Consider the following 25,525-nt stretch of genomic DNA (forward strand, 5'->3'; position numbering starts at 1 on the left):
TCCGAGGTCATCCCGGTCTTCTCGCGCAAGCCGATCTTTGGCTACGAGTTCATCGCCGGCTCGACCCTGGCCATCGCCTTCCTGAGCTTCGGCGTCTGGGCTCATCACATGTTCACGGTCGGTTTGGGGCAGGGGCTCAACTACGTCTTCGCCTTGGCCAGCATGCTGATCGCGGTCCCAACCGGGGTGAAGATTTTCAATTGGATCGCCACGATGTGGGGCGGGAAGATTCTCTACAGCACGGCGATGCTTTTCGCCATCGCCTTCCTGCTCGAGTTCACCATCGGCGGCTTGAGCGGCGTGGCCTTCGCGGCGGCGCCCATCGACCAGCAGCTCACCGACAGCTACTTCGTCGTCGCCCATTTCCATTACGTCATGTTCGGCGGCTCGGCCTTCGCGGTCTTCGCCGGCACCTATTATTGGTATCCCAAGGCGACCGGCCGCATGATGAGCGAGCGCCTTGGCCGCTGGCATTTCTGGTTGATGGTGCTCGGCTTCAACCTGACCTTCTTCGTCCAGCATTTCCTGGGCCTGCTCGGCATGCCGCGCCGGGTTTACACCTATTTGTCCGATCCCTGGTGGAACCTTTTCAATCTGCTCTCCAGCGTCGGCGCGATCTTGATGGGGCTGGCGACCTTGATCTTCGTGGTCAATTTCCTCTGGAGCCTGAAGCGGGGCCCCAAATCCGGCGACAATCCCTGGAATGGCTGGACCCTGGAATGGCTGACCGCCTCGCCGCCGCCCGAGACCAATTTCGACCGGGTGCCGCGGATTCGGGGCCGCCGTCCGCTTTGGGATCTAGCCCATCCCGACCAAGCCGATTGGAAGTCTTTCACCCTCCCCCCTGGCGGGGGAGGGTGGCCGGAGGCCGGGAGAGGGGGAGACGGGTGATGGATAAAAACAAACTTGCCATGCTGCTCTTTCTCGGCTCGGAGGCGCTCTTCTTCCTGCTGCTGATCTTGGTTTACGGGATTTTCCACGGCACGCCGGGCTGGGGCAGGGGAGGGAGCGAGCTGCTCGACCCGGGGCGGACCGCGATCTTCAGCGCCTTCCTGATCGCCAGCAGCCTGACCGTCGGTTTGGCCCACCGGGCTTGGCGAGAGAAGCCCAGCCGGGCGGTGTCCTTCTGGCTGCTGGTCACGATTTTGCTCGGCGCGGTTTTCCTTTATGGCCAAGCCACCGAATGGTGGGAGCTGGTGCACCGCGAGGTGAGCGTGAGCCGGGATCTCTTCGGCGCCAGCTTTTTCACCTTGACCGGCTTCCACGGCTTCCATGTCCTGATCGGCCTGACCATGATCGGCATCCTGCTGGCCTTTTCGCTGAGCCCCCAGGCCCAAAGGGTCAAGCCGGCGGCGGTCGATTCGATTTCGATGTTCTGGCATTTCGTCGACGGAGTTTGGATCGTCATCTTCACGGTGGTGTATCTATGGTACTAGCCCATTTATCGGCCCATCCGCCGGCCCTCGAGCCGGGATTTTGGGAGCTGCTTCGCCAAGGCTGGTTCCGCGAGCCCTGGGCGGTGGCCGGAATTCTGGCGACGGCCTTGATCTACTTCGGCTTGCGCCGCGGCACTTGGGATCGCCACTCGCTCCACTTTAGTTTGGGCTGCGGGGTCCTCTTCCTGGCCCTGGCCTCGCCGATCGCGGCCATCGCCGAGGATTATCTCTTCAGCGTCCACATGCTTCAGCATCTCCTGCTGGAAGTGGTCGCGGTGCCCTTGCTCCTGATCGGAATCCCCAAGTCCGGCGCCCGCCGGCTCTTGCGCTATCCCTGGCTTCGGAAGGTGGCCGGGATCCTCGGCGATCCGATCGTCGCTTGGACGATCGGGGTCGGCATGATGTGGATTTGGCACTGGCCGGCGCTCTTCAACTGGACCTTGGAGAGCCGGGCGGCCCATGCCTTCGAACACTTCTGCTTCATCGCCGCCGCCACCGTCTTTTGGAACGCCGTTCTCGATCCCATCGAGAGCTTTCGGCTCAAGCCTTTCGCGGCGGTGGCTTATCTGTTCAGCGCCTGCGCCGCTCACACGCTGTTGGCGGTGCTCATCACCTTCGCCCCGCCGGGCCTCTATCCGAAGTACAGCCAGCTCGGCGATCCGCTCGGCCTGGGCGCGATGCTCCGCCAGCGCTGGGGCCTCGATCCGGCCACCGATCAGCAGCTCGGCGGCGCTTTTCTCTGGATGATGGGCTGCTTCATCTTCATTCTTTTCATCTTGGCGGTCTTGGCCCGTTATTACCGCCAACCGGAGCGGGATTTGCCGCTGGAAGGGAGCCGACCATGAGCCACGAATTCACCGCCGCCGAGCCGGTCCCCCAGGAAGACCCGGAATGGGCCGAGCCCTTGCCCGAGAAAATTCCGCCGCCGAGCTATGCCCCCGCGGTGCTGGCGCTCGGCTTGGTCCTCATCCTCTGGGGATTGATCGCGGGCTGGATGATCTCGGTGGTGGGCGCGTTTCTGACGGTGTTCGCGCTGTCCTATTGGATTCGGGAGTTGCTTTATGGTTGAGCCGGGGCGCCGCCGCTTCCTCTATATATTCAGCACCGCCTTGGCGGCCTTGGCCGGCTTGATCGCCGGCCTGCCGATCGTCTCCTTCTTCATTGCGCCGGCTTATCGCAAGCAGCCGCGGGAGTGGCGGCCGGTGGGCAAGGTCGACGGCTTCAAGATCGGCGAGACCGTCCAGGTGAAGTTCCTCGAATCCGATCCGCTGCCCTGGGTCGGCCAGGTCGGCACCAGCGCGGCTTGGCTGCGCCGAGTCGACGAGACGGAGTTCATCGCCTTCGCGATCAACTGCACCCACCTCGGCTGCCCGGTGCGCTGGTTGCCCAAGGCCGAGCTTTTCATGTGCCCTTGCCACGGCGGGGTTTTCTACAAGGACGGCGCGGTCGCGGCCGGGCCGCCGCCCCGGCCGCTGCATCGTTACGAGATCCGAGTGGTCGGCGACCAAGTGGAGATTCGCACCAGCCCGGTGCCGATATGATCAAACGACTGAAAAAATTTCGGGCCTGGCTCGATTCGCGGGGGGGCTTGCTCAAGATGGCCGAGCCCTTGCTGAATCACCCGGTGCCGCCGCGGCTGGGCTGGATGTACGTCCTCGGCTCGATGACCTTGATCGCGCTGGTGATCCAGATCTTCACCGGCATCGCCCTGGCGACGATGTATATCCCCTCGGTCTCCCAGGCCTACGAGACCTTGCAGTTCCTCACCAATGAGGACGCCACCGGCCGTCTGCTCCGGGGCATGCACTATTGGGGCGCTTCGGCGATGGTGCTCTGCGTGGGGATGCACATGATCCAGGTCTTCCTCACCGGCGCTTACAAATATCCGCGGGAGCTGAATTGGATCAGCGGCGTGATCTTGCTTTTCCTGATCCTGGCCCTCGGCTTCACCGGCCAGCTCCTGCGCTGGGACCAGAACGCGGTCTGGTCGGTCATCGTGGGCGCCAAGCAGGCCGGCAAGGTGCCGGTGGTCGGCGACGCGATGGCGCGGTTCATCCTCGGCGGCGAAAACTTGGGCGGCACCACCTTGAGCCGCTTCTTCTCGATCCACGTCTTCATCCTGCCGGCGACGATGATTTTGCTGCTCACCTATCATCTCTACTTGGTGATCCGGAACGGCATCAGCGAGCCGCCCAAGATCGGCCGGCCGGTCGACCCCCAGGAATACAAGGCCTGGTATCACCGGCTCTTGAAAGAGGAGGGCGTGCCTTTCTGGCCCGATCCGGCCTGGCGCGACCTCATCGCCTGCGCCGGCGTGATCATCTCGGTGGCGCTCCTGGCCTGGTTTTTGGGCCCGCCCGAATTGGGCCAGCCACCCGACCCGACGCTGGTCGCCGCCGACCCGCGGCCCGACTGGTATTTGATCTGGTACTTCGCCTTGCTGGCCCTGGCTCCGCCGGAGCTGGAAAACCTGATCATCGTCGGCGCGCCGGCGCTGGCCGGCATCGTCCTCTTGGCGCTGCCGCTCTTGTTCAACAAGGGCGAGCGCCACCCGCTGCGCCGGCCCTGGTCGGTGGCGGTAGTGATCCTGACCTGCCTGGCCATCGCCACTCTTTGGGTGAAGGGCCAAGAGTCCCACTGGTCGCCCGATTTCGACACCAAGCCCTTGCCGGTCGCCGTGATCGGCGTCGACTCCGGCCCGGCCTTCGAGGGCGCCCGCGTCTTCCACGAGCGCGGCTGTCAGTACTGCCACGCCATCGACGGCTACGGCGGCAAACGCGGTCCCGACCTCAGCACCATCGGCGACCGGTTGGATGCGGCCCAACTGACGCTGCGCATCCTCAACGGCGCGAATAACATGCCGGCTTATGCGTCGAGCCTTTCGCAACGGGATCTGGAGCTGCTGGTGGATTTTCTGCTGACCAGGAAAACCAGGTAATGGAATTCCGAATTCAAGATGAGTCTTGCGAAAGCCCCAATCCTCGACTAGGGACGCGAAATGTTCCACTCCGGCTACATCGCCATCGTCGGCGTCCCCAACGTCGGCAAATCGACCCTGCTCAACGCCCTGCTCGGCGAAAAACTCTCCATCGTCACCGACAAGCCCCAGACGACGCGCCACCGCATCCTCGGCATCCTCAATCGCCCCAAGGCCCAATTGCTCTTCCTCGACACCCCCGGCATCCACTCTTCGGCCAAGCTCTTGAACGAGACCATCGTCGACACCGCCCTCCAGGCGATGGGCGACGCCGACGTCGTGCTCCACCTGGTGAACCCCAAGCCGGAGCTGAACGAAGCGGACCAAAAGATCGCCGCCCGCGCCAAGGACTTGGGCAAGCCCCATCTCGTCGTCATCAATAAAGTCGACCGGGTCGCCAAGGAAGCCCTGCTGCCCTTGATCCAAAAAATTCAGGAAGAATGGTCGCCGCAGGAAATCATCCCGGTGTCGGCCCTGCAGCGCGACGGCCTCGAGATCGTCGTGAAGGCCATCGTCGCCCGCTTGCCCGAGGGGCCGGCCTACTACCCGACCGACATCTACACCGAGCACGACCTTCGCTTTCTCTCGGCCGAGATCGTCCGCGAGAAGGCGATGGACCTGCTGCACCAAGAATTGCCTTACTCCCTGGCCACCCAAACCGAGGCCTTCGACGAATCCGGCAAGATCCCCCATATCAACGTCGCCCTGATCGTCGAGAAGGACTCGCAGAAGGGCATCGTGATCGGCGCCAAGGGAGCCATGATCAAGCGCATCGGCGAGCTGGCCCGGCCCGACATCGAGGCCATGGTCGGGAAGAAGGTTTTCCTCGAGCTCTTCGTCAAGGTGGTCGACGATTGGACCAAAAGCCAGCATCGGCTGCGCGAGCTCGGCATCCTGTCTTAGCCTTCGCCAGAAAACGCCAGAAAACACTTAGGCATCCCCAGCCGGGTCCGGCCGTTGACATTTCGCGTCACACCGAATAACGCGCTGCGAAATTCGGCGCGATCCAGTGTCGAATGTGACGGGCTAAGGAATAAAATGACTAAGGATCTCGACGTTTTCCGAGCGGGGCGACGCACTTCTGCATTCAAACTTTTCTTCACGGCATTCGCCGTGGCTACCGTATGGCTGGGAATTCCGGCCTTAAGCGAGGCGGCGGTTCGAGCCTGCTTCTGCCACAATATCCTCAATAACCCGAACGAGATTTGCACCGACAACCAGGCGCTGATCGAAGGCCACGGCAATCACGTCCTCGACGGGACCGACACCCGTGGCAAATGCAACGGCTGCGGCAACGGCGTCCTCGAGCCCGGCGAGTCCTGCGACGACACCAACAACCAGAACGGCGACGGTTGCGACGAGAACTGCGAGCTCGAGGCCTGCGGCAACGGCACCGTCAACGTCTATGAGGAATGCGACGTCGGCAGCGGCGCCGCCGACACCTGCGACCCCGGCACCACCTGCGTGGCCCCGGGGCTCTCCGGCGAGTGTAGCTGCCAAGCTCCGCCGCCGGCCTGCGGCGACGGCAATGTCGACGCCGGCGAGCAATGCGACGACGGCGGGACCGCTCCCGGCGACGGATGTAACGAGCTTTGTCAGAGCGAGGCTTGCGGCAACGGCGTCCTCGATGCCGGCGAGTCCTGCGACGATGGCAATCTCTCCGATGGGGACGGCTGCCTCTCGACCTGCGTGCCGGCCAGCTGCGGCGACGGCTTCGTCGAAGCCGGAGTGGAAGGCTGCGATGACGGCAACTCCGATAACAGCGACGCTTGCCTCGATACCTGCGTTCCCGCCGACTGCGGCGACGGCGAAGTCGAAGCCGGAGTCGAGGAATGCGACGACGGCAACGCCGACGACAGCGACGACTGCCTTAGCATTTGCGTGGCCGCCTTCTGCGGCGACGGCTCGGTTCAAACCGGGGTCGAGGAGTGCGACGACGGGAACGTGGATGACAGCGACGCTTGTCTCTCCAATTGCGTCGCGGCCAGCTGCGGCGATGGAGTGGTTCAGGTCGGCATCGAAGCTTGCGACGACGGCAACGCCGACGAGACCGACGATTGTTTGAGCAGCTGCGCCCAAGCCGGCTGCGGCGACGGCCAAGTTCAAGCCGGAGTCGAGGCATGCGATGACGGCAACGCCGACGAAACCGACGGCTGCCTCAGCACCTGCGAGTCGGCCAGTTGCGGCGACGGCGAAGTTCAAGCCGGAGTCGAAGCCTGCGACGACGGCAACGCCGACAACACCGATGACTGCCTCGACAATTGCGCGCTTCCGGCCTGCGGCGACGGCAACGTTCATGCCGGGGCGGAGGAGTGCGACGACGGCAACGCCGATGACGACGACGCCTGTCTTTCCAACTGCGAATCGGCCTTCTGCGGGGATGGGGTGGTCCAAGCCGGGGTCGAGGCCTGCGACGACGGGAATTCCGACGACGGCGACCTTTGCCTGTCGAATTGCAGCTCGGCCAGCTGCGGCGACGGGGTGGTCCAGGGCGGCTTCGAGGAGTGCGACGACGGCAATGCCGACAACACCGACGGCTGTCTCGACAATTGCTTGGCCGCCCGCTGCGGCGACGGCGCGGTCCAAAGCGGCGCCGAGGAATGCGATGGCGAGGCTAACCTGGCCTGCGGCGGCTTGGGCTGCGACGTCGATTGTAATTGCCTGACGCCGGTCGATCCGACGCCGACCCCCACTCCAACGGCCACTCCGAGTCCCAGCGCCGAGCCCGAGGAGCCGGGTGAGGAGCCTTCCGACGGTTCCGAGGACCCGCTCCAACCGGGAGCGCCGGCTCCATTCACGGCGTTGATCGAGGGAGGCGGCTGCAGTTTGGCTGCTCTGCCGGCGGCTTCACTTTCCGGCGATGCTTTGGCCCTGGCCATCGCCGGACTGTGGTTCCTGCGTCGCCGACGCTAAAATTGTTTCTTGCTCAGGGGCGGCCTTCGGGCCGCCTTTTTTTTGGGGGCCCTCTACGAGCTTAAGTCTCGGATTGCAGCAACCTTTCTTCCGGGCTAGCGATAAGGTCGCGAAGGCTCGGGACAGGGGTCCCGAAAAGCAGCTCACCACCTTTTCTCCCCCCTGAAAATTCAGATTGGATCATTCATGGGCACTTCTGTCGCGCCAAGCCGTGGCGCTCGACCTTTCGACGTCCTTTGGACTCATTTCGAAACGGCTCCCGAAGCCTTGAATCCTGGCCAGAAAGCGGAGCTCCAAGCTCTGCTCAAGGAAAAGGACCCGGAGCTTCTCGCCGAGGGCTTGTCCAACCTCGCCTCGCGCTTGGAGAAGGCCGGCCGAGCCGAAGCGGCGGTTCAAATCTACAGCGCCGTTCTCGAATCGCTGCCGGAAGGAGCCGATTCCCGTTTCCGTCATAAAGTCCGAAGCCGTCTGGAAGGCATCCAAGGTCAGGGCGCTTTGGGGCCCCGAGCCGAGTTTCTTCTCAATCGCTTCACCAAGGACGCCTTCGATCCCAAGGTCATCGCTCCGATGATGCTGGGAACCTCGGTCTTCTCCCTGACCCGGACCTTGGCTCTGGGCCGCTTGGGATCTTCGGCCTTGTTTCGCGCGGTCGGTCCGCGCTTCGCGGCTTCGAGCTTGGGCTTTGCCGCCGAAGTCCCGGCCTTCGCGCTGAGCAGCCGGGCGCTGCGGCCGGCCTCGAGCCAAGAGCCTTCGGTCGGCCAGGAGTTGGCCGGTGCGGCGATCACTTTGGGTTTCTTGAAAACCTTCGGTCACGGCACCCAAACTTTGAGCGCGACAACGGCCCTTCGCAACGGCTCGCGATTCCAGCAGCACTTGCTCGCCCAAACCGCCATGTTTGGTGGCTTGATGACCGCCCATATGGTGGAAGAGCGACTGGGTCTGAGACAGCACGTCGACGGCGCGACCACCATCACCGATACCTTGGCTTCAATGTTCAGTCTGGGCATCGGCGCCAGCTTGGCTCACCGGGCCTTGGGTCCGCGCTATGCGGCCATGCAGGGCGAGCTGAATTGGCGGTTCAAGGCTTACTCCAATCCTGTCAAGCTGAGCGAATCGCCGCTTGCTCTTCAGCCCATGATGATGGCGGCGGCTGGCGGCCGTGGCGATGGCTCGAGCGGTTCGGGGCATGCCGGAAAACCTGCTGAGCCGTTACCGGGCTTCCAGGGCAGTTTGCCCAAGGTGGCTTCGAGGGTGGGGAAGTCTTTCAGCGATTTAGGCTTCAGTTCAGAATTGATCGAGGCCCTGAAGGCCGAGGGTTTCCGAGACGCTTCGGATATTCCTCGCGGCGATGTGGAAAATCCATCTTATTGGCTCGGAAAAACTCAGATGAAGTGGAGTTTGTACCGCGAATTAAAAGAAAAATATCTCGGACCTTTTGAAGCTATTACAGAGCCGCTTTGGACCGGGGTGGCGATCGAGAAAATGCAGTTTTCTCCCGAGACCACCGCGGCCCTGAAATCCGCCGGGATCGAGGAGGTCCGCCAACTGCAAACGAAGACTTGGCTGGGCGTCTTGAATATTCCAGGGATCTCCCGCCAAAGCGCATTCGAATTGAAAGACCGAATGGCGGAAGCAGGACATGGCTTCCCCCCTCCTTTCATCTTCCCTGAACCCGATGTTTCACCGGAAAGACTGCAATTCCCCGAGCTCTTAAAAAAGGCTTTGGAAAGGGCCGGACTCTGGTCGATGAAAAGATTGACCAATGTTACCAAAAGCCATCTGCTTGCGACGAGTACGTTGAGTAGGGAAGAAATTCGCGCTGTAGACGAACATTTAAAGGGCTGGGGTTTTGAAATAAAGGATAACCACACTCCGACCTGGCCCCCAGGTTCTCCGGAACGCCTGCCGTTCAGCTCGGAGGCTCCGGATCTATTTCCTCCCTTGTCTCGGCAGCTTCCATTGAAAGCGCTAAAACTTCCAAGAATTGTGCATCGAGCCATCCGCGAGTCTGGCATCCGAGGGGTCGAGGAGTTGGTTGGAGTTTCCAGCAAGTGGTTGCTGGAAAGGACGACCTTGAGTTGGCGCGATCTTCAAGACTTGAACAAGCGCCTGAGAGCCTTCGGTCTTCGACTCAACGATCCAAGAGATGGCCATGGCGAGATTCCGGCCGTGGCTCCGGAACGCCTGCCTTTCAGCAGGGGGGCATTAATCGCTCTGCAAAAAATGAAGATCCGCAATCTTGAGCGCCTGGAAAAGAGAGCGCCGGGCTACCTCATCTACACCGATCAAGTGACGCTCCCCGACCTATGGGGGATTCAGAAGGAGATCGAAGACATGGGGTTCTTTTGGTCGATGGAAATTCCAGAGACCGAGGCGGCATATCGGATGCCGGCGTCGAAGTGGGCTCCGGCCTGGGCCCAAAAGAGATTGGCTGAGGACGGAATCCGCACTCTCGAGGATTTGCTGATGCTTAGCAGCGAGGACCTCGCCCGCCGCCATTATCTCCAGGATTCCGATCTCGCGCGGCTGCTGGATATGGCGGAAAACCTCATTGTAGACCACGAAATGAGTCTTCTTGGCAGCAAGCTCGACCCAATGCGGGATCGAGATGAAGTATTTAGATTTTTCCAGGAAGCGGTGGAAGAGGCCGAGAGGCGTGGGAATGTCTTGCGGCCTGCTGAGGTAGCCGCGCGGGCCATCCGACTCTACATGATCGACGCACCTGGATACGGGATCCATTGGGACACATTCAAGGCGGCGGCCAATGAGCCGGACTTCCGGACTCGGAAGCTTTTCGACGAGTCTTCCGCGGTCCGAACGGGAAGGCGACTCGTCATCTTCGATGGAAGCGCGATCAGAGCATACAAACGGGTGATTCAGGAAGCCGAGGCCAAAGGAGAGCAAATCACCCTCTCCGAATGGGGCAACCGGGCCTACGCCCTCTACTGCGAAGGACTGACGCCAGGGAGTCTGCCGAGCCGAACCGCTTTTAACAACCGAATTAGCGGTAGCCGCAAGAACCCCGAATTGGTGGCTATCGCCATGGCTTCGCCGGCGATCGATCGCAGTGGCTTGAAAGGACGTTCGCATGGCCGCCCTCGAATCACGGATGCCGACCTATTGCGGGCACAAAAATGGTTGGAGGATTTGAATATTCCCGAGCTCTCCGACCCCGGCCTTCGCCGAGTGATGAAGCAAATGGGAAAAGCGGAAGTCCCTCCCGCTTCCCAGGATAACGAAGCGGCTAAAATTCCGTCGGATGGAATTCCACCGGTCCATCCTTCGCTCTTTCCCTTCAGCCCGGAGGCCTTGAACATCCTCGAAAGGTTGGGAATCCAGCAGCTCAATCAAATCGAGGGCAGCGCCCCAGGATATGCCGCCTTCAATGCTTACACCGCCATGAAGGGGGGAGTGACCCTGCCCGAAATTTGGAAGGTCCAAGACGAGATATTGAACCTTGGCTTTCCCTGCTTCGTGACCATCCCCCATTTCGAGGAGGCCTATCGATTGCCGGCCGAAAAATGGGCCCCGCCGGCCGCCCAAGCGAAGTTGACCCGGGATGGAGTCCACACCCTCGGTGATTTGCTGAAGATTCCCAAATCCGAGCTCGTCCAAAGAGAATACTTCGTGGCTTCCGAATTAGAGCGGCTGTTGCAGGCGGTCGAAAAGCTGGAGAATTAGTTGTGACGGCCCTGGCCACAAAAAATGGGTTCCTTTGGACTCATCTCGAATCGGCTCCCGAAGCCTTGAATCCCGGGCAGAAAGCGGAGCTCCAAGCCCTGCTCAAGGAAAAGGATCCCGAGCTTCTTGCCGAAGGGCTGTCCAATCTCGCCTCGCGCTTGGAGAAGGCTGGCCAAGCCGAAGCGGCGGCCCAGATCTACACCACCGTTCTCGAATCGCTGCCGGAAGAGGCCGATTGCCGTTTCCGCCATAAGGTCCAAAGTCGTTTGGAAGGCATCCAAGGCCAGGGAGCTTTGGGTCCCCGAGCCGAGTTTCTCCTCAACCGTTTCACCAAGGATGCCTTTGATCCCAAGGTCATCGCTCCGATGATGCTCGGGACTTCGGTATTTTCTTTGACAAGGACCTTGGCTTTGGGTCGTTTCGGATCTTCGGCGCTGTTTCGCGCCGTTGGTCCGCGCTTCGCGGCTTCGAGCTTGGGCTTTGTCGCCGAAGTCCCGGCTTTCGCGCTGAGCAGTCGGGCATTGCGACCGGCCTCAAGCCAAGAGCCATCGATCGGCCAGGAGTTGGCTGGGGCGGCCATCACCTTGGGATTTTTGAAGGCCTTCGGCCATGGAGCCCAGACCCTGGGGGCGACGTCGGCCTTTCGCAATGGCCCGCAACTTCAGCGGCATTTGCTTTCTCAAACCGCGATGTTCGGCGGCTTGATGACGGCTCATAAGGTGGAAGAAGGACTCGGCCTTCGCCCTCACGTCGATGGCGCGACCACGGTCACCGACACTTTGGCTTCGATGCTGAGCCTTGGAATCGGAGCTAGCCTGGCTCATCGCGCCTTGGGTCCGCGCTATGCGGCTTTGCAGGGCGAACTGAACTGGCGTTTCCGGACTTACTCCAATGAATCCAAGCTCAAGCTTGCGCCTTCCCTGGCCATTTCCGCGGTCGGAGCGCCGAAGGGCTTCGCCCATCCCGCCATGCAGATGAGCGGCCTCGATCGCCCTGGAAAAGGTGAGGCAGAGCCTCGCCCGAAAGCGGAAGGGCCAATGAGGGAGGAGGATCGTCAGCGGACGATCGGGGACCTAGTCGGACAAATTCGGGATTTTAAGCTCGATATTAACTCGACAAATCAAGACCTGAATAGGTTGGAAACTATTGTCGTCAGTTTCCTGAAATCACTGATCGGCGCTGAGTCTTCGGTAAAATACTCGGCGATACTGACGTTGTATCAGGGTCTTCATAACGATGCCTATAAGGGACTCTTTTCTGGAGGAGTCGTTGAGAGAAAGCTAGTTGATTTGAGAGCCCGAGAGGTTCGGGAACTCTTAAGGGATTTCGTCGAATTAGGCCAGAATCCGGATTGGTTCGCCCTTCATCTCTCCCTCATTGCCCGTCATTTGGGGAAGCTCAGTGCGAAAAGCAGGAAACAGTGGCTTCAGCAATTGGACTTATTTCTTTCGAAAGAAGACAAGAAATTCGGCAAGCTCGAAGCTCGAGCCCTTGGACCGAACCTAAAGCCCGCGGAGCTCTCACGAGTCATCGACGCTTTGGGCCGAAGTCTGGAACAGCCGGAAAGCGAGATGAGTGCGGAAAGGTTGGAGGCGCTCGCCGAAATTCTGGAATATTCCGATGGGGCGACGCAGCTTGCTTGGATCGAGCGAGTGGAAGATATCCTTGGCCAACCGACCTTGGTGACGGGGGCTGGGCAGGCGAAGGAGTTGGCTTCCCTTTTATACCGGAAAACTCTGGAGTGGTCCCAGGCGTTTCACCGCTATTGGGACAAAGTGGGAATTTTTGGTTCCTTGAGAAGCAAAACCGATTTGGGGACATCTTTAGGGCATCTTTACACTCTCAAGGCGCTCAATGGAGAGCTGGATTCGAGTCTCTTTTTTGAAACCATGCTGGAAACCTCCCAAGAAACACGCGAAACGACCGCAAGCATCATGTTTCGGCGGTTGGCGCATTTAGGATTCAATCAGCCTCCCTTGCTCTACTTCGCATCATTATCCGTGCGACCGCCCTCTGAAGTTCTAGGAGAAAAAGCGGCCGAATGGAGGGAGCTGGTCGACCGCCGCAGCCTTCCCTCGGAATTAAAGATCAAAGGGAACGCTGTTTCGAAAATTCCTGATTGGCAGTATCGTATTGGATGGGCTTTCGACAAACGCAGCAGTTATATAGCAAAAAATTATCAGCCGGCCTTTTGGGATTTACGGAAGATCGTTCCAATCCATGGACTTACCAAAGAATCCCAGCACTCTCATGTGAAAAAGATTGAGGAGCTTCGGCAAAAGATCATCCTTCGGCTATTGCACACGGGCTGGAAGAAGGGCGAGCTCCCCGACCTTGCGGCGTCGCGCGAAATTCTGACCTCGGAAGATCAGTATAAGAACGCTCCTCTCATCAGCGTGCCAACGGCCCATGGCGATGTCATGCTGGTTAACGGCGTGCACCGCACGATAGCTTTCATTACCTTGGTGGGAGACGGGTATTTCCCATTCGAAGCCCTCTATCAGTATCCCGTGCAGGTGGCCCCCGAGTTTAACCCCCTGACGATCACGAAAGAAGCTTTTCCGAGAGGCAAAGTCGCGGATTACAGTTGGCGAGACGTCCTGCATTGGCATCCGCCTTCTTTGAAAGTATTGGGTGTTAATTTCGTCGCGAGCTTAAATCGGTTCCGACATACGCCATAATTCAGGCATAGTTCAGCTTCCCTTGCCAATTTTCCACACTTCCTCTATGGCCCGAAAATGGCTGGTCCCGGCCCCGCGGCCCTCGAAAATCTCACCCCGATGCTGCGCCAGTACCTGGAGATCAAGCAGCAGCACCAGGATTCGATCCTTTTCTTCCGCTTGGGCGATTTCTACGAGATGTTCTTCGAGGATGCGGTCAAGGCCAGCGAGATCCTCGAGATCACGCTCACCAGCCGCAATAAGAATTCCGAGGAAGCGGTTCCGCTCTGCGGCGTGCCTTACCACTCCGCGGCCGGCTACATCCGCAAACTGATCGAAAGCGGCAACAAGGTCGCGATCTGCGAGCAGGTCGAGGACCCCAAGGCCGCCAAGGGCATCGTCCGCCGCGAGGTGATCCGAGTCATCACCCCCGGCCTCTTGGTGGAGGAAGACAGCCTGAGCTCCTCCGAGCCCAACTACCTGGCGGCCCTCGACTGGGAAGGGGAGCAGGTCCACGTCGCGATGGTCGACATTTCCACCGGCGAGGTCTTCCTCGGGCTCTACGATTCCGAAGAGCTGGCCTTGCAGGAATTGACCAAGCACGGGGTGAAGGAGATTCTGATCGCCCCGGCCGACTTGCAACGGCCCTTGGTGCCGAAGGCTAAGTCCCTCCTGCCCAAGCTTTTGATCAGCCATGTCTTGGCGGAGCTGCCCAACGAAGACGGCAAGGGCGTCTTCTCCGAGGCTTTCTTGAAGTCCCGGGCCAAGGTCGAGGGCCCGGCCGCCCTCGGCTTACTTGACCGTCTCCTCAACTACGCCCGCTCGACTCAGAAAGCCCCGCTCAAGCACCTGAGCGAGATCCACTTCGTCCGCGGCCGCCAATACTTGGGCATGGACGGCCGGACCTTCCGCCATCTCGAGCTGACCCAGAATTCCCGCGGCGAGGGCTCCCGCCACACCTTATATTGGGCTTTGAACCAGACCCAGACCGCGATGGGCGCCCGGCGCTTGAAGAAGTGGATCCATTATCCTTTGCTCGACCCGGCCGCGATCCGGCTTCGCCAAGAGGCCCTGGCCGAGCTCTTGGCGGCGCCCGAGCTCTTGGTCGGCGTCCAAGAAGGCTTGAAGAAGCTCCAGGACGTCGAGCGGATGCTCGGCAAGCTCTCGCTCGGCACGGTGAATGCCCGAGATCTGCGTGGTCTGGCCCTTTCGCTGGAAGCGGCCCAGGCCTTGGTCGATCAGTATCGCTCCAGCTTTAGCTCGGAATTCTTGCACGGGCTGGTCGAGGATTATCCCGATTTCAGCGAGCTCTGCCGAAATTTGCTGAGCTGCCTCCAGGCCGAGCTGCCCCTGACCATCCGCGAGGGCGGGATGATCGCCGAGGGCGTCAGCGCCGAGCTCGACGAGCTGCGGGCCATCAGCCGCGACGGCAAGTCCTTCATCGCCGCGATGGAGGAGGGTGAGCGCAAGCGGACCAAGATTCCCTCGCTCAAGATCCGCTACAACAAGGTCTTCGGCTATTACATCGAGATCACCAACACCCATCGCGACCTGGTTCCGGCCGACTACATCCGCAAGCAGACCGTGGCCAACGCCGAGCGTTACATCACCTCCCAGCTCAAGGAATACGAGAACAAGGTCCTCGGCGCCGAAGAGCGGATCAAGGCGCTGGAGTATGAATTGTTTTGCCGCTTGCGCGAGGCCTGCGGCGCCGAGATCGAGGCGATCCGCCAGGCGGCCCAAGCCTTGGGCACTTTGGACGTCGTGGCCGCGCTGGCCCGCGTCGCCCGCGAACATCGCTACGTCAGGCCGGAGCTGGTCGAAGAGAAGATTTTGGATCTGAAAGACGCCCGCCATCCGGTGCTGGAGCAGATGCGCAGCGAGGAGCGCTTCATCCCCAACGATTTAAAGATGGACGAGGAGACCGGCACGCTCTTCCTCATCACCGGCCCCAACATGGCCGGCAAGTCGACGGTCATGCGCCAGGCCGCGCTGATCGTCCTGCTGGCCCAGATGGGATCCTATGTTCCGGCCTCGGCGGCCAAGATCGGCATCGTCGACCAGCTTTTCACCCGGATCGGCGCCAGCGATGACCTTTCGCAGGGCCAATCGACCTTCATGGTCGAGATGCTGGAGACCGCCGGCATCCTGGCCGCCGCCACCGAGCGGAGCTTCATCGTCCTCGACGAGATCGGCCGCGGCACTTCGACCTACGACGGCATGTCGATCGCCTGGGCGGTGGCCGAGCACGTCGCCAAGGAGCTGCGCTGCCGGGCCCTCTTCGCGACCCACTACCATGAGCTGACCGACTTGGCGGAGCAGGTGAAGTCGGTGGCCAACTACCAGGTGGCGGTGAAGGAGTGGAACCAGCAGATCCTCTTCCTTCGCAAGCTCCTGCCGGGCGGGGCGTCCCGCAGCTACGGCATCGAGGTGGCTCGCCTGGCCGGCCTGCCCGAAAGCCTGCTCACTCGAGCCCGCGAAGTCTTGCGCCGGCTCGAAAGCGCCGAAGACGGGGCCTTGGAGAAGCTCGGCCCCCGGCCCGAATCGCCTCAAATGGGATTATTCGCGGCCCGGGAAGACCCGATCCGGGCCGAATTGCGGGACCTCCAGCCCGAGCTGCTCAGTCCCATCGAGGCTTTGAACTATTTGTTTGAATTGAAGAAGAAGGTATAAAAGATCTTACCCCCTCCTTTGTAAGGAGGGGGCAGGGGGAGGTAGAGGGCCGGCTTGAATACCGGCGTTTGCGACCTTGCCGACGCTCTACCCCTCCCTGACCCTCCCCTTACAAAGGGGAGGGAACCGAAGCATGCCAAACGCTGTTGAAAAACTCCCCCTCAAAACCCTGGCCGAAACCTCGCCGAAGTACCTCACCGACGAGCTGATTCCCTTCAAGATCGGTTCCGACGTCACCACCTCGGTCAAGGAATACCTCCAGAATTGCCGGACCACCCTGGTCCGCAAGATGGAGGAGGGCACGCCGATGGACCGGATCGTCCGGCTCCAGAGCCTAATGACCGACAAGATGGTGGTCGACCTCTACAAGTACGCTTTCGAGCAGAGCCAGGCCGAGGGCGTCTTGCCGATTCCCTTGGCCCTCTTCGCCCTGGGCGGCTACGGCCGGGCCGAGCTCAACCTTTATTCCGACATCGATTTGCTCTTCCTCTATGAAGGCAAGGCCGGCAACCGGCTCGAGGCCGTCACCAAGAAGATGCTCTATCCCTTCTGGGACGCCGGGGCCGAGCTGGGCTACGCGATCCGCACGATGGGTGACTGCAAGAAGGTGATGAAGGAAGACATCCGGGCGATGAGCTCGATGATCGACGCCCGCTTCCTGGCCGGCGACCGCGAGTTGGCCGCCAAGTTTTTGGAGTTCCTCGAAAGCAAGTTCGCCTCGTCCCGGGCCCTCAGTCAATTCGTCGAGGCCAAGTCCAAGGAAACCCAAGAGCGGGTGAAGCGCTTCGGCTCCTCGGTCTACATGCTCGAGCCCAATCTCAAGGAGAGCGAGGGCGGGCTGCGCGATTGGCATTTGCTGCGTTACTACGCCCGGATCGCCCTCAAGACGCCGGCGATCTCGGAGTGGGTGCGCAGGGAGCTGATTTCCGAGGAGGAGGCCGATGGCCTGCGCCGGGCCCTCGATTTCCTTTGGGCGGTGCGCAACCGGCTCCACGCCAAGGTCGGGCGCTGCATGGACCAGCTCACCTTCGAGGTCCAGGAGCCGATCGCCGCCGAGCTGGGTTTTCAGGACGCGCTGGGGACCCGCGGGGTCGAGAAGTTCCGCCAAACCTATTACAGCCACGCCGCCAACCTGCACCGGCTGCTTTCCGAAGTGACCCGGCGCTTGCTCAAGCCGCCGGACTCGCTGCTCCAGCTCATCAAGCGGCGGCTCAAGACCAGCCTCAACGATTTTTTTTACAACATCGACGACGTGGTGGTGCCCAAGGACTATGCCGAGCTTGAGAAGAACCCGGTCGAGTTCCTCCGCGCTTTCCATCTGGCCCAGTTCCAGAAATTGGGCGTCAACGAGGACCTGAAATCCTTCATCGGCCGCCGGCTCTATTTGGTCGACGACGTCTACCGCCGCAATCCCGAAGTCAACGCGATGTTGAAGGAGATGTTCTCGGATTTGGGCGGGATCGGGAAGAGCCTGAAGGAGATGCACGATTGCCGCTTCCTGGGCGCGATCCTGCCGGAGTTCGGCGACATCCTCTTTCAGACCCAGCACGACGTCTATCACATCTACACCGTCGACACCCACTCGATCTACGCGGTGAACGAGCTCTCCAAGCTGATGAACGGCGAGTACGACGAGGCCTTCCCGCTTTTCAAGCAAACCATGCTCGAGCTGAAGCGGTCGGACCTGCTGGCCTTCAGCGTCCTGTTCCACGACATCGGGAAAGGGAAGGGCGGCAATCACTCCGAGAAGGGCGCCGAGATCGCTCAGAATGTCCTCCAGCGGATGGGCTACCCCGAGGCCGACATCGCCGAGGTCGAATTCCAGGTGCGCTCCCACTTGCTGATGCCGCACCTTTCGCAGCGGCGGGACCTCGAGGACTACAACTTGATCTCGGCCTTCGCCCGCTCGATGGAAACGCTGGACCGCTTGGGCATGCTCTTCGTTCTGACCTGGGCCGACATCCGGGCCGTCGGCCCCGACGTCTGGACGCCTTGGAAGGGGAACCTGCTCCAAGACCTCTATTTAAAGACCCGCCGGGTGATCGAATCCGGCGACTTCAGCCCCGAGCGGGCCCTGACCTTAATGAAGCAGGCCAAGCAGAAGATCCTGGGCATGGCCGGCGAGACCGACACCAAGGCCCTGAAGGCCTACCTCGACGGCATGCCGCCGCGCTATTTTTTGGCCAATTCGGCGACCGCCATCCTCGGCCACTTCGAGACCGTCCAGCACCGGCCGGCCGACGGCTTTTTGCTCACCTCCCAGAACGACCTTGGCGAGCGGGTCAACCGCATCTTGATTGACACCGTGAACACCCAGCGGCTCTTCGAGCAGGTCACCGGGGTGATGGCCGCCAACCAGGTCAACATTCTGGCTTTCGAGCAGTTCTTCAGCTCCAGTGGCGAGGCCCTGCTGCTCTTGAAGGTCACCGATCACCGCGGCCTCCCGATCGAGGAAGAGCGGAAGATCGACACCCTGCGTCGCGATCTCCGCGAAGTGGTTCAGGGCAAGGTCCCGATGGAGCGCTATTCCCAGCTCCATCAGGGCCAGCTCTACCTCGGTCGCCGCCCCTCGGGCGGCCGGCCGCCCCGGGTCGAGATCGACAACGACGTTTCGGCCTACTACACGGTCATCGACGTCTACGCTAACGACCGGGTCGGCATCCTCCACGATATCGCCCGGGTCATCCGCTCCCTGGGCCTCTACATCGAGGTCTCCAAGATCTCGACCAAGGTCGACCAGGTCGCCGACGTCTTCTACGTGAAGGACATTTTCGGGCATAAGATCACGGATTCCCGGAAGGTTCAGGGCATCAAGAAGGCCTTGCTGGAGGGGCTGGCCGAAGCTCCCAAGGAGGCGGCCGGTGCCTAACAAGGTCCTGGACGTCATTCTTTGGCTGGTCCTGTTCGCGGTGGTGGTCGGGCTTTTGGTCTGGCTGCGGATCCGGGAAAACCGTTATCTCAAGAAAAAGACCAAGGATGCCGTGCGGCCCCAGATTCGATTGGAAATCGAAGCCGAAAAAGAAGACACCCTGCGTCGAAAAAAGGCATTCCAGGACCGGCTCGACAAGTGGAAGCAATAAATCGTGTAAAATCTTGGTAACAGGGCGTTTTCCCGATTGCGGGGGCACAGGCTCGCTGGTATAGGCAAAATAAGAGCCAACGAGCGTACACAATGTCCCCCAAGATCAAGCTGTGCAAAGAACCGGGTTGCAATAATCAACAAACGACCTCGGGCTTTTGCCGCCTGCACTACCTCAAGAATTGGAAAAAGCTCCAAGCCGACAAGAAGCGCAAGGCCGCCAAAAATCTGAACAAGTACATCGAGAGCATCGTGCGCAGCAATCCGGACCGGGCCCGGGAGAAGCTGCGGGACAATCTCCGCGACGAGATGTCGCTGGAGAAATCGATGGAAGAAGTGTTCTACGGCGATTCGGTCCGCGAGATGATGGCCGACCTGGGCTATCGAGAAGATCTTGACAAGATGATCGTATCCATTCAAGTCGACGAGGATTTCTAATTAGCGGGGCTGAAGCCCCTGGCTACATAATTTATGTCCCTCGTCGTCCAAAAATACGGCGGAACTTCCGTCGGTAACATCGAACGCATTAAAAACGTCGCCAGCCGGGTGATCCGGGAGCGGGAGAAGGGCCACCAGATGGTGGTCGTGGTCAGCGCCATGTCCGGCGAGACCAATCGGCTCGTCGCCTTCAGCAAGGCGATCATGGATCCGCCCGAAGGCCGGGAATACGACGTCTTGGTTTCGACCGGCGAGCAGGTCACCATCGCCCTTTTGGCCCTGGCCATCCAGAGCATGGGGGTGCCGGCGGTCAGCTATCTCGGCCATCAGGTCCGCATCCTGACCGACGACGCCTTCAGCAAGGCCCGGATCCGGTCCATCGATTCGGATCGAATCCATCGCGACTTGAAGGACGGCAAGGTGGTCGTGGTGGCCGGCTTTCAGGGGGTGGACGAGAAGGGCAACCTGACCACCCTCGGCCGCGGCGGCTCCGACACCACCGCGGTGGCGATCGCGGCCGCGCTCAAGGCCGACGCCTGCGAGATTTACACCGACGTCGACGGGGTCTACACCACTGACCCCAACGTCGTCCCCGAGGCCCGCAAGATCGACCGCATTTCCTACGAGGAAATGCTGGAGATGGCCTCCACTGGCGCCAAAGTATTACAGATTCGGTCCGTAGAACTGGCCGCCAAATACCAGGTGCCGGTCGAGGTTCGATCCTCGTTCAACGACAATCCCGGCACTTGGGTGACCAAGGAGGAAACTCAGATGGAAAGCCGCATGGTAACCGGCGTCAGCTATCAAAAAGACGAGGCCAAGATCGCGGTCCGCCAGGTGCCGGACAAGCCGGGCATCGCCGGCCGGATCTTCGGGCCGATCTCCGACGCCAACGTCAACGTCGACATGATCGTCCAGAACATCAGCTCCGAGGGCACCACCGACCTGACTTTCACCGTCCCCAAGAGCGACCTCAAGCGGGCCCTGGCCATCATCGAGAAGGTGGCCGCCGAGATCGGCGCCAAGAAGGTCGAATCCAGCGAGAACATCGCCAAGGTCTCGGTCATTGGCATCGGGATGCGCTCCCATGCCGGCATCGCCAGCAAGATGTTCACGACCCTTGCCCAGGAGAACATCAATATCCAGATGATCTCCACCTCCGAGATCAAGATCTCGATCATCGTGGACGAGAAGTACACCGAGCTGGCGGTTCGCGTCCTCCATGACGCCTTCGAGCTCGACAAGAAATAGTAGGGGCGCCCCTTGCGGGTGCCCGGTGCACAATGCCCGTTAAACCGGAAAAAAAATCAGTCACCCTCTACGACACGACCCTGCGCGACGGCTCCCAGGGCGAAGAGATCTCCTTTACCGTCGAGGACAAGCTGCGCATCGCCGAGAAGCTCGACGAGCTGGGCATCGACTATATCGAGGCCGGCTGGCCCGGCTCCAACCCCAAGGACGTCGAGTTCTTCCGGAAGGCGCCGAGCCTCAAGTTGAAGCATGCCAAGATCACCGCCTTCGGCTCGACCCGCCATGCCAGCAAGACCCCGGGCAAGGACGAGAACCTCAAGGCGCTGCTCGACTCCGAGACTCCGGTGGTCACCATCTTCGGCAAGTCCTGGGACTTCCACGTCCATGACGCCCTCAAGGTCGGCCTCAACCAGAACCTCGAGCTCATCGCCGACTCGCTGCAATTCTTGAAGAAGCGGGTGAACGAGGTGATCTATGACGCCGAGCATTTCTTCGACGGCTTCAAGGCCAACCCCGAATACGCGATGAAGACGCTGGAGGCCGCCCGTCAGGGCGGCGCCGACTTGATCGTCCTCTGCGACACCAACGGCGGGACCTTGCCCGATGAGGTCGAGCGGATCTTCCGCCAGGTCCAGCGGATGCAGCCCGGCAGCTATGGCGCCCATTGCCATAACGATTGCGAGGTCGGCGTCGCCAACTCGCTGGCCGCGGTCCGGGCCGGCGCGGTCCAGGTTCACGGCACGATCAACGGCTTCGGCGAGCGCTGCGGCAACGCCAACCTGGTTTCGATCATCCCCAATCTCCAATTGAAGATGGGGATCGCGGTGGTTCCGCCCAAGCAATTGACCCGGCTGCAGGAGGTTTCCCATTTCGTCAGCGAGCTGGCCAACCTCAAGCCCGACACCCATCAGCCCTACGTCGGCCAGAGCGCCTTCGCCCACAAAGGCGGCATCCACGTCAGCGCGGTCCAGAAGAATCCCAAGACCTACGAGCACGTCGAGCCCGAGGCCGTCGGCAACCGCCGCCGCATTTTGCTCAGCGACTTGTCGGGCACCAGCAACGTCCTGCACAAGGCCGAGGAGTTCGGCCTCGACCTCGACCGCAAGGACCCGCTGGTCAAGCAGCTGGTCAAGGACCTGAAGGAATTGGAGAACCAGGGCTACGAGTTCGAGGGCGCCGAGGCCAGCTTCGAGATCCTGATGAAGAAGGCGATGGGGAAATATAAAAATTTCTTCAAGCTCATCGGTTTCCGGGTGCTCGACGAAAAGCTCACCCATGACGATCCGCCCCACGCCGAGGCCACCATCCAGCTCGAGGTCGACGGCAAGATCGAGCACACCGCGGCCCTCGGCCGCGGCCCGATCAATGCGCTGGACAACGCCCTGCGCCGGGCGCTGGAGCGCTTCTTTCCCCAAATCCGCGAGGTCCAGCTCATCGACTACAAGGTTCGGGTCCTGCCCAGCGACAGCGGCACCGGGTCTAAGGTCCGAGTGCTGATCGAGTCGACCGACGGCAAGCGCAAGTGGGGCACGGTCGGCGTCCATGAGAACATCATCCAAGCCAGCTGGATGGCCTTGGTCGATTCGCTCGAATACAAGCTGATGGAAAAATCCCGCTAAATCCCAGCAAATCTCGGTATTTATCAAGAGAGGCGCAACTCGGAGCCCTATTGTAGCCGATAATCCAGGTGGGAAGGGGCTCGCCCGAGAGCTGGACCTTCTCGTCCCGCCTCCGGCGAAACCACTCCAAAACCTGGTGTTATGAACCGCAAGGCCGCACTTCCGCCTGCGGTGTATGGGATGAAGGGAAAAATCATGAAACGCTTTCTCCAAGCGGCCGCCGTGGCTGTATCGGTGGTCTATGCCGCGCTCGCGGCCGCGGCCATCAGCTTCGACGGGCCCAAGATCACCGACTCGAAGATCGACGGACCCGGCGATTTCGCCGTCTATCAATTCATTGGCAACGACAAGGTCGACGCCGCGGTTCCCCAATTGCGGAAGGTCTGGGGCCTCGACAACAAGAACAACTGGGCCAGCGTCGCGCCCAACACTTACTTCAACCAAAACGCCCACACCGACGGCGGCTACAATCGCCAGATCGTCGCCGGTCAGTTCGACGGCGACGCCGGCGTCCGCGACTTGCTGGTCGCCGACGATAGCGTGCTCCATCTTTGCTACAACTACAGCGGCGGCGCTTGCGGCGCCGAGTCCGATCCGATTCCGGTGAAGATCGACGAGGAGCGCTACCTGCGGATCTGGGCGGTCGGCGTGGCCGACTTCAACGGCGACGGCAAGGACGACGTGGCCGTCATCGGCTACGAGCCGAAATCCTGGGTCGGCTACCTGGCGGTCTTCGCCGGCAGCGGCGCCGGCGGCGCCAACCCGCTGGGCGTCCCTTATTATTTGAAGGACATCAAGAACGGCATCCCGCTTTCGCTGGCCATCGGCCAATTCGGCGGCGACGCCAAGCTCGACCTGGTGGTGGCGACGATGACCGGCAACCAAGCGCTGGAAGACGGCGCCTTCGGCAACACCTTCATCAACGGCGGCGCCGGCTTCACGCTGACCGACCACACTTTCGAATTCCCGAAGAAGGAGTGCTACCACCCGAGCGGCTTGATCGCCTACGATCCCGACGGGGCCGGCAACAGCGACTTGCTGCTGACCTGCTATGACTTCTACGAGACCGGCTGCAACATTACCGAAACGACCGCCGCCGCCGGCGATGGGCCGATCGGCGCCTGCTACGCGATCTACGGCAGCGGCCCGGTGATCTCGCTCAAGAACAGCGGCGACGGCAGCTCTTTCGCGGTTCAGCAAACTTTAACGGACCTCAAATTCCCCTATACTTCGACGGTCGGGGATTATGACGGCGATTCGAAGCTCGACGTGGCGGTGGCCTCGAACGGCGGCCAGAGCGTCGTGACCTTCGTCGGCACCGGGCCTTTCCAGGTCGACGTCGCTTCGCGCAACGACATCGCGACTTTGAGCTACAAGCCCAAGTTCATCCAGACCCACGACATGAACGGCGATACCTTGCCCGACCTCATCCTGAGCGCCGATCAAGTCGAGTTTCCGGTGCAAGAGCCCCAGGTCGTCGGCATCGCCGACACCGTCATCGGCTGGGACCGCTTCGACAGCCTGACTTACCGGGCGGCGGCCGCGATCGGCGGCACTTACTACAGCGGCGACTATGGAGCTTACGCCCAGGACGTCAGCGCCTCGAATTTCGCCGAGTTCAGCGGCTTCCGCAGCTACGCGAGCGAGAGTCCGAACCATTCGACTCACCAATACTTGGTCAATGCCGAGGGCCCGACCAGCTCGGTCCTGGTCACCGACCGGACCGACCTCGCGGTCGCGACCCATCCGCTCGGCGAAGTCGGGGTCGACCAGGCCCTGCCGACCGACGGCGTGCTGGTTCTGATCAACCACCGTCCGACCGTCTCGATTGAGGATCCGGAATGCGGCGGCGGCGAGATCGATTACCGTTGCACCGCTTCGGAAGGGCGGACCATCGTCGAATGCAGTTTCGCCAGCTCCGACTCGAGCCTAAGCTCAACGCCGGCCGTGGCGGGCCCCGGCGGCAAGGAATGGACCGGCCAAGTCACTTTGCCCAATGACCAGGGCGTCCACAGCTTCACCGTCACGGCCAAGGACGACCTCGGCACGGTCCATACCGGCGAGTTCACCGTCGACTACAGCAAATGCCCGGGCAGCGGTGGGAATGCCTGCCCGGCCAAGCCGATCGAGAAGCAGCTCTCGCCCAAGGACCCGGTGATGATCTGCGCCTTCGAATCGGACCCCAACCTGGCCGCCCTCAACAGCGGCAAGGTGGTGACCTGGACCCAGGTCGGCGAGGAGGGCGGCTTGGACGTCAGCCTGCTGACCGTCCAAGGCCAATGCTTGGTCGGCCCCAAGGTCCCGCTCTCCTTCGAGCAAAACCGGACGATCGAGCTCAAGTATAGCGTCGAGCCGGACGGGCCCAAGGACTGCCCGGCCCGGATGGTCTATCCCAAGGCCGTTGTCGAGGGATCCGGCCTGCTGAGCTGCAGCCTGAGCGAGTCGGCGCCGCGCTCGACCGCGTTGGGTTTGCTGGCAATGACGCTGCTCGGCGGCGCGGCGTGGCTCGGTCTTCGCCGCGATCGCGTCGATGAATAAAGCCTAGACTCTGTTTTCGATGAAACAAAAACTCCCTTCGCCTATCGGCGGAGGGAGTTTTTTTTCGGGCTTAAGTGAAGATAAAGAAGGGGGATTTTGTGGAATACTATTGTGTTTTTTTGTTTGACAGGGGCTAAGGTCGCGTTTACATTCCCGTCATCTTTTTGGTTAGAAGTGTCGTTCGTGTTTCCGCTGTCTGGGAAACGCGATCATAAAATATAAAGTTTTTGAAAATTTTAAACGCTGTTAAACGACGTTTT

Annotated in this window: 19 protein-coding genes; 17 read left to right on the top strand and 2 right to left on the bottom strand. The window is 61.0% G+C overall.

What is annotated here, in order from left to right; translation table 11 throughout:
* The 8 genes from VJR29_11875 to VJR29_11910 all read left to right on the top strand — a co-directional run.
* A partial coding sequence (locus tag VJR29_11875) for a cbb3-type cytochrome c oxidase subunit I (protein HKY64105.1) occupies nucleotides 1-891 on the top strand: 891 nt, incomplete at its 5' end.
* Nucleotides 891-1,436: a heme-copper oxidase subunit III gene (locus tag VJR29_11880; GenBank protein ID HKY64106.1), complete on the top strand. Its 546-nt coding sequence runs from the start codon at nucleotides 891-893 to the stop codon at nucleotides 1,434-1,436. The genes VJR29_11875 and VJR29_11880, both read left to right, overlap by 1 nt.
* Nucleotides 1,427-2,281, top strand: a complete 855-nt coding sequence (locus VJR29_11885) for a cytochrome c oxidase assembly protein (protein ID HKY64107.1) — start codon at nucleotides 1,427-1,429, stop codon at nucleotides 2,279-2,281. Before VJR29_11880 ends, VJR29_11885 begins: the two co-directional genes overlap by 10 nt.
* The gene (locus VJR29_11890; protein ID HKY64108.1) at nucleotides 2,278-2,505 is read left to right on the top strand and encodes a hypothetical protein; all 228 of its coding nucleotides are present in this window, start codon (nucleotides 2,278-2,280) and stop codon (nucleotides 2,503-2,505) included. Before VJR29_11885 ends, VJR29_11890 begins: the two co-directional genes overlap by 4 nt.
* On the top strand, nucleotides 2,498-2,977 hold the full coding sequence (locus VJR29_11895; GenBank protein HKY64109.1) for a Rieske (2Fe-2S) protein: 480 nt from the start codon (nucleotides 2,498-2,500) through the stop codon (nucleotides 2,975-2,977). Before VJR29_11890 ends, VJR29_11895 begins: the two co-directional genes overlap by 8 nt.
* Nucleotides 2,974-4,374 carry a cytochrome b N-terminal domain-containing protein gene (locus VJR29_11900; GenBank protein HKY64110.1) on the top strand — a complete coding sequence of 467 codons (1,401 nt, stop codon included), beginning with the start codon at nucleotides 2,974-2,976 and terminating at the stop codon, nucleotides 4,372-4,374. Before VJR29_11895 ends, VJR29_11900 begins: the two co-directional genes overlap by 4 nt.
* 60 nt (nucleotides 4,375-4,434) lie before the next feature.
* The gene (gene era / locus VJR29_11905; GenBank protein ID HKY64111.1) at nucleotides 4,435-5,316 is read left to right on the top strand and encodes a GTPase Era; all 882 of its coding nucleotides are present in this window, start codon (nucleotides 4,435-4,437) and stop codon (nucleotides 5,314-5,316) included.
* 210 nt (nucleotides 5,317-5,526) lie between these two features.
* Nucleotides 5,527-7,326, top strand: coding sequence for a DUF4215 domain-containing protein (locus VJR29_11910; protein ID HKY64112.1), 1,800 nt, complete (start codon nucleotides 5,527-5,529; stop codon nucleotides 7,324-7,326).
* A gap of 180 nt (nucleotides 7,327-7,506) precedes the next feature.
* Here the strand turns inward: VJR29_11910 and VJR29_11915 are convergent, their stop codons facing one another.
* Complete coding sequence (locus tag VJR29_11915) at nucleotides 7,507-7,779, bottom strand: hypothetical protein (protein ID HKY64113.1); 273 nt, start codon at nucleotides 7,777-7,779, stop codon at nucleotides 7,507-7,509.
* Between the two features lie 32 nt (nucleotides 7,780-7,811).
* The gene (locus tag VJR29_11920) at nucleotides 7,812-8,111 is read right to left on the bottom strand and encodes a hypothetical protein (GenBank protein HKY64114.1); all 300 of its coding nucleotides are present in this window, start codon (nucleotides 8,109-8,111) and stop codon (nucleotides 7,812-7,814) included.
* 88 nt (nucleotides 8,112-8,199) lie between these two features.
* Between VJR29_11920 and VJR29_11925 the strand changes: the two genes are divergently transcribed.
* From VJR29_11925 to VJR29_11965, 9 genes are all read left to right on the top strand, one after another.
* Nucleotides 8,200-11,007: a hypothetical protein gene (locus VJR29_11925; GenBank protein HKY64115.1), complete on the top strand. Its 2,808-nt coding sequence runs from the start codon at nucleotides 8,200-8,202 to the stop codon at nucleotides 11,005-11,007.
* Between the two features lie 2 nt (nucleotides 11,008-11,009).
* The gene (locus VJR29_11930) at nucleotides 11,010-13,688 is read left to right on the top strand and encodes a hypothetical protein (protein HKY64116.1); all 2,679 of its coding nucleotides are present in this window, start codon (nucleotides 11,010-11,012) and stop codon (nucleotides 13,686-13,688) included.
* Nucleotides 13,689-13,745: 57 nt separating this feature from the next.
* Complete coding sequence (gene mutS, locus VJR29_11935; GenBank protein HKY64117.1) at nucleotides 13,746-16,340, top strand: DNA mismatch repair protein MutS; 2,595 nt, start codon at nucleotides 13,746-13,748, stop codon at nucleotides 16,338-16,340.
* A gap of 133 nt (nucleotides 16,341-16,473) precedes the next feature.
* Nucleotides 16,474-19,209 carry a [protein-PII] uridylyltransferase gene (gene glnD / locus VJR29_11940; GenBank protein HKY64118.1) on the top strand — a complete coding sequence of 912 codons (2,736 nt, stop codon included), beginning with the start codon at nucleotides 16,474-16,476 and terminating at the stop codon, nucleotides 19,207-19,209.
* Nucleotides 19,202-19,420, top strand: a complete 219-nt coding sequence (locus VJR29_11945) for a hypothetical protein (protein ID HKY64119.1) — start codon at nucleotides 19,202-19,204, stop codon at nucleotides 19,418-19,420. The genes glnD and VJR29_11945 overlap by 8 nt, the downstream gene beginning before the upstream one ends.
* A 92-nt stretch (nucleotides 19,421-19,512) precedes the next feature.
* A complete protein-coding gene (locus tag VJR29_11950) occupies nucleotides 19,513-19,857 on the top strand; it encodes a hypothetical protein (GenBank protein ID HKY64120.1) in 345 nt (114 codons plus the stop codon).
* A 33-nt stretch (nucleotides 19,858-19,890) separates the two neighbouring features.
* The gene (locus VJR29_11955) at nucleotides 19,891-21,108 is read left to right on the top strand and encodes an aspartate kinase (GenBank protein HKY64121.1); all 1,218 of its coding nucleotides are present in this window, start codon (nucleotides 19,891-19,893) and stop codon (nucleotides 21,106-21,108) included.
* 32 nt (nucleotides 21,109-21,140) lie between these two features.
* Nucleotides 21,141-22,727 carry a citramalate synthase gene (cimA, locus tag VJR29_11960; GenBank protein ID HKY64122.1) on the top strand — a complete coding sequence of 529 codons (1,587 nt, stop codon included), beginning with the start codon at nucleotides 21,141-21,143 and terminating at the stop codon, nucleotides 22,725-22,727.
* 195 nt (nucleotides 22,728-22,922) lie between these two features.
* The gene (locus tag VJR29_11965; GenBank protein HKY64123.1) at nucleotides 22,923-25,265 is read left to right on the top strand and encodes a VCBS repeat-containing protein; all 2,343 of its coding nucleotides are present in this window, start codon (nucleotides 22,923-22,925) and stop codon (nucleotides 25,263-25,265) included.
* Nucleotides 25,266-25,525 lie beyond the last annotated feature (260 nt).

This window comes from bacterium, assembly GCA_035281585.1.
Taxonomy (GTDB): domain Bacteria; phylum UBA10199; class UBA10199; order DSSB01; family DSSB01; genus DATEDP01.

Bases quoted from the DNA above. Each gene is read 5' to 3' on its own strand.
- VJR29_11880 (HKY64106.1), top strand. From the start codon at position 891: ATGGATAAAAACAAACTTGCCATGCTGCTCTTTCTCGGCTCGGAGGCG.
- VJR29_11885 (HKY64107.1), top strand. From the start codon at position 1,427: ATGGTACTAGCCCATTTATCGGCCCATCCGCCGGCCCTCGAGCCGGGA.
- VJR29_11890 (HKY64108.1), top strand. From the start codon at position 2,278: ATGAGCCACGAATTCACCGCCGCCGAGCCGGTCCCCCAGGAAGACCCG.
- VJR29_11895 (HKY64109.1), top strand. From the start codon at position 2,498: ATGGTTGAGCCGGGGCGCCGCCGCTTCCTCTATATATTCAGCACCGCC.
- VJR29_11900 (HKY64110.1), top strand. From the start codon at position 2,974: ATGATCAAACGACTGAAAAAATTTCGGGCCTGGCTCGATTCGCGGGGG.
- era (HKY64111.1), top strand. From the start codon at position 4,435: ATGTTCCACTCCGGCTACATCGCCATCGTCGGCGTCCCCAACGTCGGC.
- VJR29_11915 (HKY64113.1), bottom strand. From the start codon at position 7,779: ATGACGGAAACGGGAATCGGCTCCTTCCGGCAGCGATTCGAGAACGGC.
- mutS (HKY64117.1), top strand. From the start codon at position 13,746: ATGGCTGGTCCCGGCCCCGCGGCCCTCGAAAATCTCACCCCGATGCTG.
- glnD (HKY64118.1), top strand. From the start codon at position 16,474: ATGCCAAACGCTGTTGAAAAACTCCCCCTCAAAACCCTGGCCGAAACC.
- VJR29_11950 (HKY64120.1), top strand. From the start codon at position 19,513: ATGTCCCCCAAGATCAAGCTGTGCAAAGAACCGGGTTGCAATAATCAA.
- VJR29_11955 (HKY64121.1), top strand. From the start codon at position 19,891: ATGTCCCTCGTCGTCCAAAAATACGGCGGAACTTCCGTCGGTAACATC.
- cimA (HKY64122.1), top strand. From the start codon at position 21,141: ATGCCCGTTAAACCGGAAAAAAAATCAGTCACCCTCTACGACACGACC.
- VJR29_11965 (HKY64123.1), top strand. From the start codon at position 22,923: ATGAAACGCTTTCTCCAAGCGGCCGCCGTGGCTGTATCGGTGGTCTAT.